General features: G+C 67.9%; 12 protein-coding genes. 7 read left to right on the top strand and 5 right to left on the bottom strand.

The window, feature by feature from the left end; genetic code table 11:
* Positions 1 to 2: 2 nt before the first annotated feature.
* Entirely contained in the window at positions 3 to 971 is a 969-nt protein-coding gene (locus AC07OY_RS16755; protein ID WP_495043743.1) for an MBL fold metallo-hydrolase, read from the bottom strand.
* 71 nt (positions 972 to 1,042) lie between these two features.
* Here AC07OY_RS16755 and AC07OY_RS16750 point away from each other — a divergent pair, with 71 nt between their 5' ends.
* Both AC07OY_RS16750 and AC07OY_RS16745 read left to right on the top strand, forming a co-directional pair.
* Positions 1,043 to 1,768 carry an IclR family transcriptional regulator gene (locus AC07OY_RS16750; RefSeq protein ID WP_495043742.1) on the top strand — a complete coding sequence of 242 codons (726 nt, stop codon included), beginning with the start codon at positions 1,043 to 1,045 and terminating at the stop codon, positions 1,766 to 1,768.
* Between the two features lie 496 nt (positions 1,769 to 2,264).
* The gene (locus AC07OY_RS16745; protein ID WP_495043741.1) at positions 2,265 to 5,000 is read left to right on the top strand and encodes a TonB-dependent receptor; all 2,736 of its coding nucleotides are present in this window, start codon (positions 2,265 to 2,267) and stop codon (positions 4,998 to 5,000) included.
* Positions 5,001 to 5,066: 66 nt separating this feature from the next.
* Here AC07OY_RS16745 and AC07OY_RS16740 read toward each other — a convergent pair whose 3' ends face one another.
* Positions 5,067 to 5,906: a DMT family transporter gene (locus AC07OY_RS16740; protein WP_495044069.1), complete on the bottom strand. Its 840-nt coding sequence runs from the start codon at positions 5,904 to 5,906 to the stop codon at positions 5,067 to 5,069.
* 177 nt (positions 5,907 to 6,083) lie between these two features.
* Between AC07OY_RS16740 and AC07OY_RS16735 the strand changes: the two genes are divergently transcribed.
* On the top strand, positions 6,084 to 6,941 hold the full coding sequence (locus AC07OY_RS16735) for a LysR family transcriptional regulator (protein ID WP_495043740.1): 858 nt from the start codon (positions 6,084 to 6,086) through the stop codon (positions 6,939 to 6,941).
* Here AC07OY_RS16735 and AC07OY_RS16730 read toward each other — a convergent pair.
* The 3 genes from AC07OY_RS16730 to AC07OY_RS16720 form a co-directional block, all read right to left on the bottom strand.
* Positions 6,925 to 8,136, bottom strand: coding sequence for a glycoside hydrolase family 27 protein (locus AC07OY_RS16730; RefSeq protein ID WP_495043739.1), 1,212 nt, complete (start codon positions 8,134 to 8,136; stop codon positions 6,925 to 6,927). The two genes, AC07OY_RS16735 and AC07OY_RS16730, sit on opposite strands and share 17 nt — an antisense overlap.
* A gap of 18 nt (positions 8,137 to 8,154) precedes the next feature.
* Entirely contained in the window at positions 8,155 to 9,630 is a 1,476-nt protein-coding gene (locus AC07OY_RS16725; RefSeq protein WP_495043738.1) for an MFS transporter, read from the bottom strand.
* Positions 9,631 to 9,724: 94 nt separating this feature from the next.
* Positions 9,725 to 10,771 carry a LacI family DNA-binding transcriptional regulator gene (locus tag AC07OY_RS16720; protein WP_495043737.1) on the bottom strand — a complete coding sequence of 349 codons (1,047 nt, stop codon included), beginning with the start codon at positions 10,769 to 10,771 and terminating at the stop codon, positions 9,725 to 9,727.
* A gap of 148 nt (positions 10,772 to 10,919) precedes the next feature.
* Between AC07OY_RS16720 and AC07OY_RS16715 the strand changes: the two genes are divergently transcribed.
* The 4 genes from AC07OY_RS16715 (at position 10,920) to AC07OY_RS16700 (ending at position 16,391) form a co-directional block, all read left to right on the top strand.
* Positions 10,920 to 11,843 carry a PfkB family carbohydrate kinase gene (locus AC07OY_RS16715; protein ID WP_495043736.1) on the top strand — a complete coding sequence of 308 codons (924 nt, stop codon included), beginning with the start codon at positions 10,920 to 10,922 and terminating at the stop codon, positions 11,841 to 11,843.
* 6 nt (positions 11,844 to 11,849) lie between these two features.
* Positions 11,850 to 13,247, top strand: coding sequence for a GH1 family beta-glucosidase (locus AC07OY_RS16710; RefSeq protein WP_495043735.1), 1,398 nt, complete (start codon positions 11,850 to 11,852; stop codon positions 13,245 to 13,247).
* Positions 13,248 to 13,316: 69 nt separating this feature from the next.
* Entirely contained in the window at positions 13,317 to 14,825 is a 1,509-nt protein-coding gene (locus tag AC07OY_RS16705) for a tryptophan halogenase family protein (protein ID WP_495043734.1), read from the top strand.
* 30 nt (positions 14,826 to 14,855) lie between these two features.
* Entirely contained in the window at positions 14,856 to 16,391 is a 1,536-nt protein-coding gene (locus AC07OY_RS16700) for a tryptophan halogenase family protein (RefSeq protein WP_495043733.1), read from the top strand.
* Positions 16,392 to 16,441 lie beyond the last annotated feature (50 nt).

The raw sequence follows: 16,441 nt of genomic DNA, 5'->3' as shown, positions 1-16,441 counted from the left end.
GATCAGGCGCCTTCGAGGGCCTTCCACATTTCGACGTCACGTTCTGCGGTCCAGATGCGCGGATGCGCGGTGCCGCCCGCCTCGTCATAGGCCCGCGTCACGTCGAAAGGCATGCAGTGGTCGAAGATGACCCAGTGACCGTATTTGGGACGCAGCGCCGCCATGGTGCGCTGGTAGACGGCCTTCAGCTCCTCGCCGGCTTTCACGCCAGCCTGCACGGCCGCATACAGCTCACTGACAAAGGCGCGCGTGCCGTCCAATCCCGCCGCGACTTGCTCAGCACCTTTCAACGCCGGGCCACGGCCCGGCACAAGGGCGTTCGCATTCAGCTTGGCGATTGCCGACAAGGTCGCGGGCCAGTCTTCGAAGTGGGCGTCGCCGCAATACGGCGTGGCATCGAACTCCACCAGGTCGCCGCTGAACAGCACCTTCTCCTCAGGCAGCCAGGCCACCGTGTCGCCAGCCGTGTGGCCGCGGCCGGGCGAGAACATCTCGACCTTGACGCCGCCCAGGTCCAGCGTGAGGCGGCCGCTGAAGGTCAGCGTCGGCCAGGTCAGACCCGGCGGCACGGATTCGACATTGCGGAACAGGCGCGGGAAGCGGCCGATCTCGCTGGCCTTGTCCTGCTCGCCACGCTCCTTGATGAGGGCCAGCGTGGCTTCGCTGGCGATGACCTGCTCCAGCCCCTCGGCCTTGAAGGCGGAGGCACCCAGCACGCGCACCGCGTGATAGTGGCTGAGCAGCACGTACTTGATGGGCACGCCTGACACAGAGCGGATGCGGCGGATGACGTCGGCCGCCATGATGGGCGTGGCCTGGGTGTCGATCACCATGGCCGCGTCGCGGCCGATGACGATGCCGGTGTTGGGGTCGCCCTCGGCCGTGTAGGCCCAGGCGTGCTCGGACAGGCGCTCGAAGCTGACCTGCTTTTCTTCCAGATCGGCTTGCGAGGCAAAGGCTTTGGCAGTCATCGGCGGTCTCCAACGGCGAGAGCCGAAATTTAGCCTATTCCAAATCAATTCACCAATATAGAATTTTGAACATGGCGGACAGCAAGGCCCCACGCGGCATCCAGAGCATCGAAGTCGGCGGCCAACTGCTGCTGGCTCTGGCCCATCACGGCCGGCCGATGGCGCTGAAGGATCTGGCGCGCGAGGCGGGCATGACGCCGGCCAAGGCCCATCCCTATCTGGTCAGCTTCATCAAGCTGGGCCTGGTGGAACAGGAGGGCGGCAGCGGCCCCTATGGCCTGGGGCCCCTGGCCCTGCAGCTCGGCCTGATCAGCCTGCAGCAGTACGACCCAGTGCGCCTGGCAACGCCCGTCATTGAGGAGCTGGCCCTGCAACTGGGCCACACCGTGGCCATCGCCGTCTGGGGCACGCATGGCCCCACCATCGTGCGCGTGGCCGAGGGGCCGACGCCGGTCCATATCAGCATGCGGCACGGCACCGTGATGAGCCTGGCCGGCACGGCGTCGGGGCGCCTGTTCGCCGCCTGGCGCGGCGAGGAAGCCGCCGCGCTGAGCCAGCCCATGCCCGAGGCCGCTCTCATCGAAGCGGTGCGCCGGGACCGCCTGGCCACCTCTCGTGATGGCGTCGTCGCCGGCGTCAGCGCGGCCGCGGCGCCGGTCTTCGAGGCGTCGGGACGGCTGGTGCTGGCCCTGACGGCCATCGGGCCGAGCGCCAGCTTCGACACGGCGCCGGACGGCGCCCTGGTGGGCGCCTTGAATCGCGCCGCCGCCCTGCTGTCGCGCCGCCTCGGCCACTGAAGCCGGTGCCCGGCCGGACAGGCTGGCGACAGGCAATTTCCCGACAAACATCGCAAACTAATTTTGCATTTGGGGATTGCCTATTTGCGCCGCTCGATACGGCATTTATTGCAAGACGTCGGAATTTATTGCCTCAACAGGCGCATAAATAACCACATTCGGCTTGAACAGAAATAAATGATCGATCGCAGCGCTTACATATATTGCTGCAAACCCAAGTAATGTGAAGCAGTTTTACCATTTGGTAAAACGCGTCGCCCAAAAGCGCTACAAAGCGCGCCGGAATTGTGTGAATCTCCTTCTGCATCAAGGAGATAGCGCACCAACCTCACTTCCGGCACATAGATTTACGCATCACCCCGAGGATTCCCTAGACACCCCGGGTTTCCACGCGCCCAGAAAATTTGCCCCGACAGCCAGCGCCCAACCGGGCGCCTTCAAACGGCTGAATCCGATGGCAAGCCACCCGCTTGCCACGACTTTTTCTGGAGCAGTGATGCACAAGCAAACCAAAATCGCCGCCGCGGTCCTGATGACCGTGGGCGGCATCAGCGCGTGGGCCCAACAAACCCCGGCGGATCCGCAGCAGATTGAGCGCGTGACCGTCACCGGTTCGGCGATCAAGCGCATTGACGCTGAAACGGCCGTCCCGGTCACCATCATCAAGATCGAGGACCTGAAGGCGCAAGGCGTCACCTCCGTCGAACAGATCCTCGGCCTGCTGTCTTCCGTGCAGGCGACCCAGAACATGGCCTCGGCCATCGGTTCCGGCACCGGCGGCGTGAGCTACGCCAACATGCGCGGCATCGGCGCCGACAAGACCCTGGTCCTGCTCAATGGCCAGCGCATCGCCAACAGCGCCACCGGCGCTTCGGCTCCCGACATGAACATGATCCCGTTCTCGGCGATCAACCGCGTCGAAGTGCTGCGCGACGGCGCCTCGGCCCTGTACGGCACGGACGCCATCGGCGGCGTGATCAACTTCATCACCCGCAACAACTTCACCGGCGGCACGATCAGCCTGGGCTACGACGCCCCGCAGAAGGCCGGCGGCACGGTGAACAGCGCCAGCGTCGGCTACGGCATCGGCAACCTGGACAAGGACGGCTGGAACGTCTTCGGCACGCTGAGCTTCAAGAAGAAGGACTTCATCAACGGCGACCAGCGCGAATTCAACAAGCGCATCGTCGGCGGTCTGTCCAACAGCACCTTCCCGGCCAACTACCAGGTGACCAACGGCGGCGCGTACTACAACCCGCTGGCGCCCACCTGCAATGCGCCCAACCTGATCCCCGGCGCCGCCAACCCCGCCCCGGGCTGCCGCATCGTCACGCCGCCCTTCGTCAGCATCGCGCCGAAGAGCGAGACGATCTCCGGCCTGCTCAAGGGCACGCTCGACGTGAACACCTCGCTGCGCCTGGGCGCCGAGGCCTTCTACGCCAAGAACGCCGTCGAGACCCGCATCGCACCGGTGCCCTATGGCGGCTACTGGATCAATCCGGGCACGACCTATTTCCCCACGGCCGCCCTCAGCAAGCCCGGCTACAGCCCCACCTTCGACCCCTACGGTCTGAACGGCCAGCCCTTCAACAATCCGTCCACCCAGTTCCCCACGCCCGCCAATCTGCAGCAGGGCGGCGTGCTGGTCTGGTGGCGTGACCTGATCAACGGCCCGCGCTCGGACAAGTCCACCGGTGAACAGTACCGCGGCATGCTGACGGCTGAAGGCACGGCCGCCAACTGGGACTACAAGGTCGCACTGGCCTACAACCACACGCAGAACGATCGCGAGCTGACCGGCGGCTATGCCAACGGCGACGTGATCGGCGAAGGCCTGCTGCGCGGCATCATCAATCCCTTCGGCGAACAGACCGCTGAAAGCCTGGCGCTGATCCAGGGCGCGGCCCTGAAGGGCCTGCTGAGCACCAGCATCGGCAAGGTGAGCAGCCTGTCGGCCAGCGCCGGCCGCGAACTCGGCGACTGGTTCGGCTCGTCGCGTCCGGTGCAGATCGCCGTCGGCACCGAGTTCCGCCGCGAGGACTACCGCGACTTCAACCACCACGACTTCGCGGTCGCGGTGTCCGCCAGCACGGGCGTGGACCCCGACGCCCACTCCGAAGGCACGCGCAATGTCTCGGCGGTCTATTCCGAGCTGGTCATGCCGCTGACCAAGCAGCTGGAGATGACCGCATCGGTGCGCTACGACAAGTACAGCGACTTCGGCAGCACCACCAACCCCAAGCTCAGCTTCCGCTACCAGCCGAGCAAGGAAGTGCTGGTGCGTGGTTCGGCCTCGACCGGTTTCCGCGCGCCCTCGCTGTATGAGCTGAACGCCAGCACCGGCTTCACCAACACCGGCAGCGGCTTCAACAACCCGCTGAACTGCCCGAACGGCGTGCCCAACGATCCCACCACCGAAGGCGCCAACTGCGACGCGCAGTTCCAGGCCTACTTCGGCGGCAACAAGGATCTGAAGCCCGAGAAGTCCAAGAGCTTCACGCTGGGCCTGGTGTTCGAGCCCATCCGCGGCCTCAGCACCAGCGTCGACTTCTGGTCCATCAAGGTGGACGACCTGATCGGCTCCATCGCCGAAGAGACCCTGTTCGACCCGGCCAACTTCCAGGCCTTCCAGCAGTATTTCCACTTCCTGCAGCCGGGCAACATCCTGCCGCAGAACACGCGTGCCTGCCAGGACGGCCCGACCTCGCCGACCTGCGGCTATGTCGACGAGCGCACCCAGAACCTGGGCGGCGTGAAGACCGCCGGTATCGACCTGGGCGTCCAGTACCAGCTGACCACCTCGGTCGGCCGCCTGGGCTTCGAGTACCAGTCCACCTTCGTCAGCAAGTACGAATACCAGGACTACAAGGCCGGCCCCTGGAACAAGAACGTCGGCATCTACTCCGGTTCCGGCCCCGTCTTCAAGTGGCAGCACAACCTGAGCGGCAGCTGGTCCAAGGACCGTTGGGGCGCCGGCCTGGCCCTGCACTACAAGTCGGGCTACCAGGACATGCTGCCGGGCAACACGGTCAAGGCCTACACGACCGCCGACGCCTACGTCAGCTTCAGCCCGTTCAAGGCCTTCTCGCTGGTGGCCGGCGTGCGCAACCTGACCGACACGGCACCGCCGTTCTCGAACCAGTCGGCCCTGTTCCAGGGTGGCGGTTGGGATTCGCGCTTCTATGACCCGGTCGGCCGCACCGTCTACGCGCGCGCCAGCCTCGATTTCTGATCGACACAGCAGGCACGCAAGCAAAAGCGGGGGGCGCAAGCCTCCCGCTTTTTTCTTTGCCGGGCTTCAAGCCCTGGCGCGGCTGACCAGGGCGATGCCCGCAAGCACCAGCACAGCGCCAAGGACGAAGGACGCCTGCAAGGCTTCGCCCAGCAGCCAGACGCCCAGCAGCACACCGAACAGCGGCGTCAGGAAGGTGAAGGCGCCCAGGCGCGAGGCCAGATAGCGGCGCAGCAGCCAGAACCAGGCCAGGAAGCTGGCAAAGGACACGACCAGGCTCTGGAAGCCGAGATGGGCCCAGACGGCGGCCGTGGGCTCGAAGCGCCACTGTCCCGTCAGCCAGGCAGCCGGCAGCAGCAGCACGAAGGCACCCAGCAGTTGGTAGAACAGCGTCTCGGTGGCCGGTGCCACGGCGAGGCGTGTGCAGCGGATGGTGACGGTCGTCGCGCCCATGGCCAGGCCCGCCAGCACGGCCAGCAGATCACCCAGCAACGCCCGGCCGTCGTGGGCCGCGCCACCCTCCAGAAAGGCCATCGCGATGCCCCCAAAGGCCAGGCCTATGCCGGCCCAGCCCCGGGCATCGAGGCGCTCCGCCGGCAGCCGCCAGTGCAGGCCCAGAGCCGTGAACAGCGGCGAGGTGTAGAGGAAGACGACGACATGGGAAGCCTGCGTCAGCTGCAGCGCCAGGGCGACCAGCAGGAACTCCAGGCCGAACAGCGCGCCCGCCACGGCACCGGCCGCCCAGCGGCGGCTGTCCAGCGCCTCGGCGCGCCAGCGCATCAGTGCGGCCAGCAGCAGCAGCGCGATGCCGGAGCGCAGCGCGATCATCAGCATCGGGCTGGCCTGCCCCGCCACGGCCTTCAACGACACCTGCTGCAGGCCCCACAGGCAGCACAGCAGCAGCATCACGCCGCCGGCGCGCGCATCGAGGGGGCCTGCGGTGATGGCGGGCGAGCGAGTGCCAGCCGGGGCGCTGGCGGCAATGGCGGGGCTGGTGGCGTACTTCATGCCAGCCAATGTGCCTACCGGACACTGTTCCGAAAAGCGGATAATTCAAACAATCATCATCCGATTATCGAATTCATGCGGGACCTGCAGATCGACTGGCTGAAATGCCTCGTCGCCACCGTCGACGCGGGTTCGCTGTCCGCCGCGGCCGTGGAGATCCACCGCTCGCAGTCGGCCGTCAGCATGCAGCTCAAGAAGCTGGAAGCCGCCGTGGGCCACCGCCTGCTCGAGCGCGACGCCCGCCAGCTGGCGCTGACGCAGGAAGGCCAGACCCTGCTGGGCTATGCACGCCGCATGCTGGACCTGCAGGCCGAAGCCCAGGCGGCGCTGCGCCAGGAGGAGGTCACCGGCCTGATCCGCGTGGGGGTGCCCGACGACTACGCCAGCCAGTACCTGACGCCGGCGCTGAAGCGCTTCGCACCGCGCCACGGCGGCGTCGAGATCCAGCTGGACTGCGAGCAGTCGACGTCGCTGATCCCGCGCGTGGCCCGCGGCGACCTGGACCTGGCCCTGGTCTCGCGCGACCACGCGCGGCGCGGCACCCTGCTCTTTCACGAGCCCATGGTCTGGGTCGGCTCATCGCAGTTCGAGATCTGGCGCCGCGACCCGCTGCCCATCGCCGTCTACGAGGAAGCGAGCCTCGGCCGGCGCAGCGCCATCAACGCGCTGGCCCTGCAGGGCCGGCCCTACAAGATCGTCTACAACAGCTCCAACCTCGCCGGCCAGATCGCGGCCGTCGAAAGCGGCATCGCCGTGGCCGTGCTGACCCAGTGCAGCGCCCCGCCGCATCTGCAGCGCCTGGGCGCCGAGCATGGCCTGGGGCCGCTGGAGCCCATGGAGGTGGCCGTCTACCGCAGCCAGGCCTCCAAGGGCAACAAGGCGGTGGACAGCCTTCAGCGGCTGCTCGTACAGACGCTCAGGGCGACGGGGTGACGCGGATCATGATGACGCCATGAGGTGCCACACGTCCGCCAGACTCGCCGGCGACACCACGCGTCTTCCTGCCTGACCACAGGTCGTGCACCTCGGCCTTCAGCTTGGCCGGCAGGTCCAGCTGTTCCCACGTCACCTTCATGTCGGCCGGCTTCTCGCCGCGGTTGAACAGCACGGCCGCGCGGTCGCCACCGGCCAGCGTGCGCACCCAGACCTCCAGATCGCCCTGGCGCCAGATGCGCCGCCCCTGGCGGCCCAGCGGATCCTGGTCGACCTTGATGACCTCGGCATTGGTCAGGATGCGCTGGGTGTCGGCATCCATCCTGGCCATGTCGTTGCCGGCGATCAGCGGTGCGGCCAGCATGGCCCAGATGGAGAAGTGGCTCTCGTATTCCGTCGTCGTCATGCCGCCATTGCCGACCTCCAGCATGTCGGGATCGTTCCAGCCGTTCGGGGCGGACTCGCTCCACAGGTCGGCGTTCATGTCGATGATGTCCAGCAGACCGTGCGACCACTCCTTCTTGCCCTTCCAGGCGTCCCAGATGTCGCCGGTCGTGCGCCACAGGTGGCCTACCGGATGGGCCCAGCGACCGGGCTGGCTGCTGCCCCATTCGCAGATGGACAGCACGATATCGCGGCCCGATTCGCGCAGGGCCTTGGCCATGATGGTGTAGGCCGCCTCGGGGTTGCGCGGGCCGGTGTAGCACCAGTCGTACTTCAGCCAGTCCACGCCCCACTTCGCGTATTGCCGCGCATCCTGGAACTCATGCCCGGCACTGCCGGGGCGGCCACCGCAGGTCAGCGCGCCGGCATCCGAGTAGAGGCCGAACTTCAGGCCCTTGCTGTGCACATAGTCGGCCAGCGCCTTCATGCCGGAAGGAAAACGCTCGGGGTCGGGCTGGATGTTGCCGTCGGCATCTCGGCTCTTCTGCCAGCAGTCGTCGATGACGATATAGCGGTAGCCCGCCGCCTTCATGCCCGAGGCCACCATGGCGTCGGCCTGCTGGCGGATCAGCTGCTCCGACACATTGCAGGCGAACTTGTTCCAGGAGTTCCAGCCCATGGGCGGCGTGGGCGCCAGGTTGGGCTTGGGAGCATCGAGCTTGAGGGTTTCATGCGGGGCGGCCAGCGCACCAGCCGACGCGAGACAGGCCGACACGGCCAGCAGCACGCGGCTCAGCCAGGTTGAGGTCATGAAGGACTCCGTGGGGGGTTAAACGGTGCCGCGGCGGGCTTCGAGTTCAGTGCGGATCTCGTGCATGCGTCGCTCGGTCAGGAAGTAGCGCGACACAACGACCAGCGCGATCAGCAGGCCCATGATGGGTATGCCGGACAGGCAGACGCGGATCAGGAAGATGGCCTCTTCGCCCTGCACGGGCAGCTTGGCGTTGAAGCCCGTGAAGGCCAGCACCCAGCCCGAGGCGCTGTTGCCCAGGGCCAGGCCGACCTTGCTGATCCACGACCCGCAGGCCGCGAACGAGCCCTCGCGGCGCTGGCCGCTGCTCAGTTCGTCATGGTCGATGACGTCGGCCATCGCCGAGCCATAGATCGTCCAGAACCCGGCACCGATGAAGGCCACGCCGCCGCTGGCGAACAGCTGCAGCCAGGGCAGTTGCGGGTTGTAGAAGAACCAGTCGCCGATGAAGGCGGCGATGCCCAGCCACAGCACGGTCATCAGCGCATTGCGCTTGCCCCAGCGTTTGGCCACCCAGCCCGCGAAGGCAATGCCGACGAGGCCGCTGACGAGGCCGGCCACGCCCATCATGGAGTTCCACTTCGTGGCCTCCACGACGTCGCCGCCGCAGACGTAGTAGACAGTCGCGTAGTAGCCCAGCAGCCCCACCATCGCCGTGGCCATGTTGTAGGTCAGCATGGTGCCCAGCATCAGCCGGAAGGGCTTGTTCTTCAACGTGCGGTAGAGGGTGTCCTTGAAAGGCACCCGCTGGCGGCTCTGGGCGACGAAGCTCTCGTAATAGCGCTCGCGCGTCAGCGAGAAGATCAGAACAGCCAGCACCACCAAGATGCCGCCCAGGATGGCGGTGTAGACCTGGGCACCCAGCAGGATGTCGGGCTTGCCGCTGGCGTCGTGGAAGAAGTAGAGCGTCGTGAACTGCGCGGCGACGAACATGCCCAGCTCGGGAATCTTCTGGATCGCGTTCTTGATGGACATCACGCGCGTGCGCTCGTGATAGCCCGGTGTGAGTTCGGCGCCCAGGCTGTTCCAGGGCATCGCGAAGCAGCTCATGACCGGCGCGTAGAGGCAGGTCGAGATGAGGAGGAAGAGGAAGTATTCGGTGTCACTCCAGCCCCGCCCGACGGCGAACAGCAGCGGCAGGCCGATGCCCGTCAGGATGCCACCGACGAGGATGAAGGGGCGCCGGCGCCCCCAGCGGCTGCGGGTGTTGTCGGAGATCCAGCCGAACATCGCGTCGGACACCGCGTCCGCAAAGATCTTGATGCCCATGGCCATCGAGATCAGTTGCGGCGCCACGCCCAGGCCGATGTTGAAGACGTGGAAGACCAGGGACTGGTAGAGCCAGTGGCCCCACATGTCGTGGAAGGAGCCGAGGCCGAAGCCGATCTTCTGGCGCGCGGGCACATGGTCGGCGGTGGGCGCCGCGGCCGGCGATGCGGCGGCGACCCTGCGCTGCATGGGAGGCATGGCAGCCCCTTCGGGATCGGCGATCAAGACTGTCTCCTTCGCCGTGCTGGATGCGGCGATATTTTAGTAAACAGTCTTATTTTCGTTCGCTGATCACCCGAACGAAAGGCGGTGCTACTACCTAGGCCGTCGCGGCCTTGCGCTTGGCCGCCTTGCGCGCCGGCTCGGGTGCGGGCGCAGTGGCGGCCTGTGAGCTCTCGCGCACGACGAGCTCCACCGGCAGCGAGGCATCGCTCGGCGCGATGTCCCCTTCGATGAGGGCGCGCGCGGCCACATGGCCCAGCGCCTCCTTGTCCATCTTCACCGTCGACAGCGGCGGCTTGTTGCGGGCCGCCTCCTCGATGTCGTCATAGCCGATGAAGCGGATGTCCTCGGGCACGCGCAGGCCGCGCTCGATGCACAGCTCGATGGCGAAGATGGCCGTCGAGTCGTTGTAGGCGAAGACGGCGTCGGGCGGCTGGGGCAGGTCCAGCAGGCGGCGCATCGCATCGCGGCCGGCATCGCGGTACTCCAGGGCTGGGTCCAGCGTGACTTCGTAGTCGGGGTCGAAGAGGCGACCCGCTTCGTACAGCGCGCGCCGGAAGCCCTTGGCGCGCAGCGAGGTCGAGTAGTGGGCCAGCGGGCCGAAGATGGCGGCGATGCGCTGGGAGTTGCCTTCCAGCAGATGGCGCGTGGCCAGCCAGGCGCCGAGGTGGTTGTCGTCGTTGACGCAGCGCACGCCCGGGAAGAAATGGTCGACCAGCACCAGGGGCAGCTCGCAGCGGCGGATCGCGTCCATGGCCTCGGGATCGAAATAGCCGGCCCCCAGCAGCGCATCGGCCTCGTGGCGGCGCACCTGGCCGGCCACGTCGTCGCCGGCCAGCACCGACATGATGCTCAGCGGCACGCCGGCCTCACGGCAGGCCGTCTCGGCCCCATGCAGCACATAGGAATAGAAGGGGTTGTTGGCCAGCGAGCCGATGCTGCGGCTGTAGAGAAACAGCATGCGGCGCGGCTTGCCAGTGCGCAGCTTGGCGGTGTCGTAGCCCAGCTGCTGGGCCACGCCGAGCACCTGGGCGCGGGTCTGCTCCGACAGGCCGGGCTGGCCTTTGAGCGCGCGCGACACCGTCCCGATGGACACGCCCGCGGCCTCGGCCAGTTCGCGAATCGTCACTCCCTTGTCGGCCATTGCCCGAGCTCCCGCTGTTGTTTAGCACCCCGCATCGCCGCGATTGTGTCATCGGCGCCCAGGAATCCCCAGGGCACGACCGGACCGGGGGCAAAACCTAGGTTGGATATTGTTCACTAAACATTTCTTGTTGCCTAGAATATTTCGTATGCCCGCATCTCCCGTCGCCGTCCTCGGCGAAGCCCTGGTCGACGAATTCCATGACGGCCCCGTCGCTGGCGGCGCGCCGTTCAACGTGGCGCGCTCGCTGGCGGCCCTGGGCGCGCCGGCCCTCTTCATCAGCCGCATCGGCTCAGACGACGACAACGGCCGCCTCGTGCTGGCCAGCGCCGGCCGCTACGGGCTGGCCAGCGCCGGCATGCAACGCGACCTGCTGCGCGCCACCGGCCGCGTCAGCGTGCACGAGGGGCCCGGCGGCCATCGCTTCGAGATCCATGGCGACGCGGCCTGGGACCACATTGACGCCGCAGCCGCCCTCCCCCACCTCGCGCAAGCGGCGCCGGACTGGATCTATTTCGGCAGCCTCGCCCAGCGCGAGCCGGCCTCGCGCGCCGCGCTGCGCGCACTCGTCAAGCCTTTTGCCGGCACACGGCTGCTGGACCTCAACCTGCGCCCCGGCGACCAGACGCGGCTGCTGGCCGCCGAATCGCTGATGCTGGCCGATTGGGTCAAGGTCAATGACGAGGAGCTCGCGCAGCTGGCCGGCTGGTTCGACTGCGTCGCGCCCGATGACGCCGGCCGCGCCAGCGCGCTGATGGCGCGCTTCGGCTTGCAGCGCCTGGTGCTGACCTGCGGCGCCAGCGGCTGGCGCTTCTATGCGCCCGGCGGCGTGCTGCTGGCCCAGGGTGCGGGCGTCATCCAGCCGCGCATGGTCGACACCGTCGGCGCCGGCGATGCCTTCACCGCCCTGCTGCTGGCCGGCCTGTCATTGCAACGCGACCTGCCCGCCACGCTGGCCCTGGCCAACCGCTACGCCTCCTACATCTGCGGCGTGCGCGGCCCCCTGCCCGCCGACCCCATCGCCCTGCAACCCTGGCGCACCGCCCTGCATGCGCTGCCGACCTCAGCCTGAGATTCCATGGACCTGACCCCGCCTCCCACCTCCCTGGCCGACCTCGTTGCGCCGCCCGCCGGCTCTCCCATGCGTCGTCGCGACTTCATCTTCGGTGCGGGCACTTCGTCCTACCAGATCGAAGGCGCGGCGCATGAAGACGGCCGCCTCGAGTCCATCTGGGACCGCTTCTGCGCGACGCCCGGCAAGGTGCTGCGCGGCGAGAACGGCGACGTCGCCTGCGACCACTACCACCGCCTGGACGAAGACCTCGACATCCTTCAGCGTCTGGGCGTCGACGCCTACCGCTTCTCCATCGCCTGGCCGCGCGTGATGACCCAGGACGGCCAGCCCAACGAGCGCGGCATCGCCTTCTACAAGCGCCTGCTCGACGGCCTGGGCGAACGCGGCATCCGCGCCTTCGTGACGCTGTATCACTGGGACCTGCCCCAACATCTCGAGGACAAGGGCGGCTGGCTGAACCGCGAGACAGCGTATCGATTTGCCGACTACGCCGACCTGATGAGCCGCCAGCTGGCCGGCCACGGCGACGTGGCCGCCTGGACCACGCACAACGAACCCTGGTGCTCGGCCTGGCTCGGCTATGGCGACGGCCACCACGCGCCCGGCAAGGTCTCCCCGCGCTGGGCGGCCCAGGCCATGCACCACCTGCTGCTGGGCCACGGCCTGGCCCTGCCGGCCCTGCGCGCCAATGCGCCCCAGGCCCTGCACGGCATCGTCGCCAACTGCGCGCCGGGCTATGCCGACAAGGACACGCCGGAGGACCGCGATGCGGCCTCCCTGTTCGAGGCCTACCAGAACCGCTGGGTGCTGGACCCGCTGCTCAAGGGCGAGTACCCGGCCGATCTGTGGCGCTACTGGAAGGGCTGCGAGCCCCTGGTGCTGCCCGGCGACATGGACATCATCCGGCGGCCCATCGACTACCTCGGCATCAACTTCTACAGCCGCGCCGTGCTGCGCTCCAAGGGAGCGGACACCATCGACTGGGTGCGCCACCCCGAGGTCGAGCGCACGACGATGGACTGGGAGGTCTACCCCCAGGGCCTGCAGGATCTCTTCGAGGCCTTCAAGCGCGACTACGCCAACCTGCCGCCGCTCTATGTCACCGAGAACGGCATGTCCAGCCACGACTCGGTCAACGCCGCCGGCGAGGTCGACGACCTGCAGCGCCAGAACTACATCAGGCAGCACTTCGCGGCCTGCTCGCGGGCCATGGACAGCGGCGTGGACGTGCGTGGCTATTTCATCTGGTCGCTGATGGACAACTTCGAATGGGCCTTCGGCTACGAGCGCCGCTTCGGCCTCGTGCATGTGGACTTCGAGACCCAGCAGCGCACGCTCAAGCGCAGTGCCTTGGCCTATGCGGACTTCCTCGCCGAACGCAGCGCCGGCCCGCAGGGATAGCGCGCATGCGCCGGCGCGGCGCGGCGCCTAAGCTGCGCTGGCACCAGCACGCAGGAGGGAGGGCGGCACATGAACCACGGCAACCACACGCCGCCACGGCGCGTCGTCATCCTCGGCGGCGGCTCCGCGGGCTGGATGTCCGCCGCCGCGCTGGCGACGGGGCTGCGGGGCGCCAGCTTCACGCTGGTCGAGTCCGAGGAGATCGGCATCATCGGCGTCGGCGAGGCCACCTTCCCGTCCATCCGCGCCTTCAACGAGCTGCTGGGCATCGACGAGGCGCGCTTCCTCGCGGCCACGCGAGGAAGCTACAAGCTGGGCATCCAGTTCCGCGACTGGCGCGTGCGCGGCGAGCACTTCTTCCACACCTTCGGCGACTTCGGCCAGCTCGACGGCCCGATGGCGCTGTGGGGCCAGTGGCGGCGCCTGCAGGATCGCATCGGCGCCGGACTGGGCGAGTTCTGCCTGCCCACCGTGATGGCGCAGCAGGGGCGCTTCTGCCTGCCCGAGGCGGGCGACGACCTCGGCTCGCGCTTCGCCTATGCCTACCACTTCGATGCGACACGCTACGCCGCCTTCCTGCGCGGGCTGGCCGAGGGCCGCGGCGCGCAGCGCATCGAAGGCCGCGTGGCCGACGTGGCGCGCCGTGCCGATGGCGGCGTGCGTGCGCTGCGGCTGGCGGACGGCCGCGAGGTCGAGGGCGACCTCTTCATCGACTGCTCGGGCTTTGCGGCGCTGCTGATCGGCCAGACACTGGGCCAGCGCTTCGTCGACTACGGCCACTGGCTGCCGGTGGACCGCGCCTGGGCGATGCCGGCCGCGCGCGCTGACGGCCCGCTGCTGCCCTATACGCGGGCCACCGCGCTGGAAGCGGGCTGGGCCTGGCGCATCCCACTGCAGGACCGCACCGGCCACGGCCATGTGTTCAGCAGCCGCTTCATCGACGAAGGCCGGGCCCGCGAGCAGCTGCTGGCCCAGCTCGACACGGCGCCGCTCGCCGAACCGCGGCTGCTGCGCTTCCAGACCGGCCACCGCGAACGCTTCTGGGTCGGCAACGTCGTCGCCATCGGCCTGGCCGGCGGTTTCCTGGAACCGCTGGAATCCACCAGCATCTTCCTCGTACACAACGCGCTGGGCCGGCTGATCCCGCTGCTCGGCGACACCAGCGTGACGACGGAGCAGGCGGCCGCAGGCTTCAACATCCAGCTGACGCGGCAGTACCAGCGCATCCGCGACTTCATCATCCTGCACTACTGCCTCAGTGAGCGCCGCGACAGCGAGTTCTGGCGCGCGCTGACGAGCATGGCGCTGCCCGAGTCGCTGGACTACAAGCTGCATGCCTGGCGCGAGGCCGGCACGCTGCAGACCTATGACAACGAGGGCTTCGACGCGACCAGCTGGCTGGCCATCCACGCCGGCATGGGCCATTGGCCACGCCGCGCCAACCCGTGGCTGGCGGAGATGCCGGCCGAGCTCGTCGCACGCTATCTCGGCGACCGCCACCAGGCCATCGCTGCGCTGGCCGCGCGCATGCCCGACCACGACAGCTTCCTGCGCTCGCGCGTCGCCGCCCAAGCCTAGCTGCACCCACGACAACAGGAGGACACCGACATGGAGAACTGGGGCAAGCGGCTGCAAAAAGTGGTCATCGTCGGCGGCGGCGCGGCGGGCTGGATGTCGGCCGCGGCGCTCAGCGCGGTGCTCAAGCCGCCGTACGAGATCCGCCTCGTCGAGTCCGACGAGATCGGCATCCTCGGCGTCGGCGAGGCGACCATCCCGCTGATCCGCATGTTCAACGACCTGGCGCGCATCGACGAGGCCGCGTTCATGAAGGCGACGCAGGCCACCTTCAAGCTCGGCATCGAGTTCCTCAACTGGGGCCGCCAGGGCGACCGCTACTTCCACGGCTTCGGCCGGGTCGGCAAGGAGCCGCTGTGGCCGGTGGACTTCACCCAGTACTGGTTGCGCCTGCGTGCCCTGGGCCGCGCGCAGCCCATCGACGCCTATGTCATCTCCTGCATGGCCGCCAAGGCGAACCGCTTCCTGCTGCCGCGTCCGGAGATGCAGAACTCGCCGCTGGCCGACCTCGGCTATGCCTATCATTTCGACGCCACGCTTTATGCACGGCACCTGCGGAGCTTGAGCGAGCAGCGCGGCGTGCGCCGCACCGAGGGCAAGGTCGTGCGCGTGCTGCTCGACGAGGACCCCGGCCCGACCCAGGGCCATGTGCGCGCGGTGCAGCTGCAGAGCGGCGAGCTGGTGGAGGGCGACCTCTTCCTCGACTGCACGGGCTTTGCCGGCCTGCTGACCGACAAGGCGCTGGGCGTCGGCTTCGAGGACTGGAGCCACTGGCTGCCCTGCGACCGCGCCTGGGCCGTACCCAGCGAGAGCACGACGCCGCTGCTGCCGTACACCCGCGCCACCGCCCACAGCGCCGGCTGGCAATGGCGCATCCCCCTGCAGCACCGCGTGGGCAACGGCCATGTCTATTCGAGCCGGCACATGAGCGACGACGAGGCCGCCGACGTGCTGATGCGCAACCTCGACGCACCGCCCCTGGCCGACCCGCGGCTGATCCGCTTCAGGACGGGCATGCGCAAGGAGGCCTGGACGCGCAATGTCGTGGCCATCGGCATGTCCGCCGGCTTTGTCGAGCCCCTGGAGTCGACGGCCCTGCACCTGATCCAGATGGGCGTGGCCAAGCTCATCGAGGCCTTCCCGCACCGCGGCTTCGACCCCGTGGAGATTGCCGAATACAACCGCCAGAGCCGCCAGCGCTACGAGTCGGTGCGCGACTTCATCGTGCTGCACTACCACCTGAACCAGCGCGAGGACGGCGGCTTCTGGCAGGCCTGCGCCAACATGGCCATTCCCGAGGGCCTGCGCTGGCGCATGGACCTCTATGCCGCCAGCGGGCGCTTGGTCTACGTCGAAACCGATCTGTTCCGCGAGCCGAGCTGGTTCGAGGTGATGGAGGGCCAGAACCTGCGCCCCAAGGGCTGGCTGGCCCTGACCGAGCTGCAGGATGTGGAAGGCACGGCCCAGTACCTGCGGGGCGTGTCCGACACCATCGCGAACTGCGTGGCCGCGATGCCCGAGCATGCGGAGTTCATCCGCAGCTACTGCGCGGCCGCGCCGATGAAATAGGCGCCTGCCGGCAGCGAAAAAGGGCACCGCAAGCGGTGCCCTTTGCATGG

Source organism: Roseateles sp. GW821-FHT09H10, from assembly GCF_059415865.1.
The sequence above is the reverse complement of the archived record's forward strand: the minus strand, read 5'-3'. Positions and strand labels throughout refer to the sequence as shown.

What these genes read in the sequence shown, in the direction of transcription:
- AC07OY_RS16755 (WP_495043743.1), bottom strand. Translation starts at nt 971, where the DNA reads ATGACTGCCAAAGCCTTTGCCTCGCAAGCCGATCTGGAAGAAAAGCAG.
- AC07OY_RS16750 (WP_495043742.1), top strand. Translation starts at nt 1,043, where the DNA reads ATGGCGGACAGCAAGGCCCCACGCGGCATCCAGAGCATCGAAGTCGGC.
- AC07OY_RS16745 (WP_495043741.1), top strand. Translation starts at nt 2,265, where the DNA reads ATGCACAAGCAAACCAAAATCGCCGCCGCGGTCCTGATGACCGTGGGC.
- AC07OY_RS16740 (WP_495044069.1), bottom strand. Translation starts at nt 5,906, where the DNA reads ATGCTGCTGCTGTGCTGCCTGTGGGGCCTGCAGCAGGTGTCGTTGAAG.
- AC07OY_RS16735 (WP_495043740.1), top strand. Translation starts at nt 6,084, where the DNA reads ATGCGGGACCTGCAGATCGACTGGCTGAAATGCCTCGTCGCCACCGTC.
- AC07OY_RS16730 (WP_495043739.1), bottom strand. Translation starts at nt 8,136, where the DNA reads ATGACCTCAACCTGGCTGAGCCGCGTGCTGCTGGCCGTGTCGGCCTGT.
- AC07OY_RS16720 (WP_495043737.1), bottom strand. Translation starts at nt 10,771, where the DNA reads ATGGCCGACAAGGGAGTGACGATTCGCGAACTGGCCGAGGCCGCGGGC.
- AC07OY_RS16715 (WP_495043736.1), top strand. Translation starts at nt 10,920, where the DNA reads ATGCCCGCATCTCCCGTCGCCGTCCTCGGCGAAGCCCTGGTCGACGAA.
- AC07OY_RS16710 (WP_495043735.1), top strand. Translation starts at nt 11,850, where the DNA reads ATGGACCTGACCCCGCCTCCCACCTCCCTGGCCGACCTCGTTGCGCCG.
- AC07OY_RS16705 (WP_495043734.1), top strand. Translation starts at nt 13,317, where the DNA reads ATGAACCACGGCAACCACACGCCGCCACGGCGCGTCGTCATCCTCGGC.
- AC07OY_RS16700 (WP_495043733.1), top strand. Translation starts at nt 14,856, where the DNA reads ATGGAGAACTGGGGCAAGCGGCTGCAAAAAGTGGTCATCGTCGGCGGC.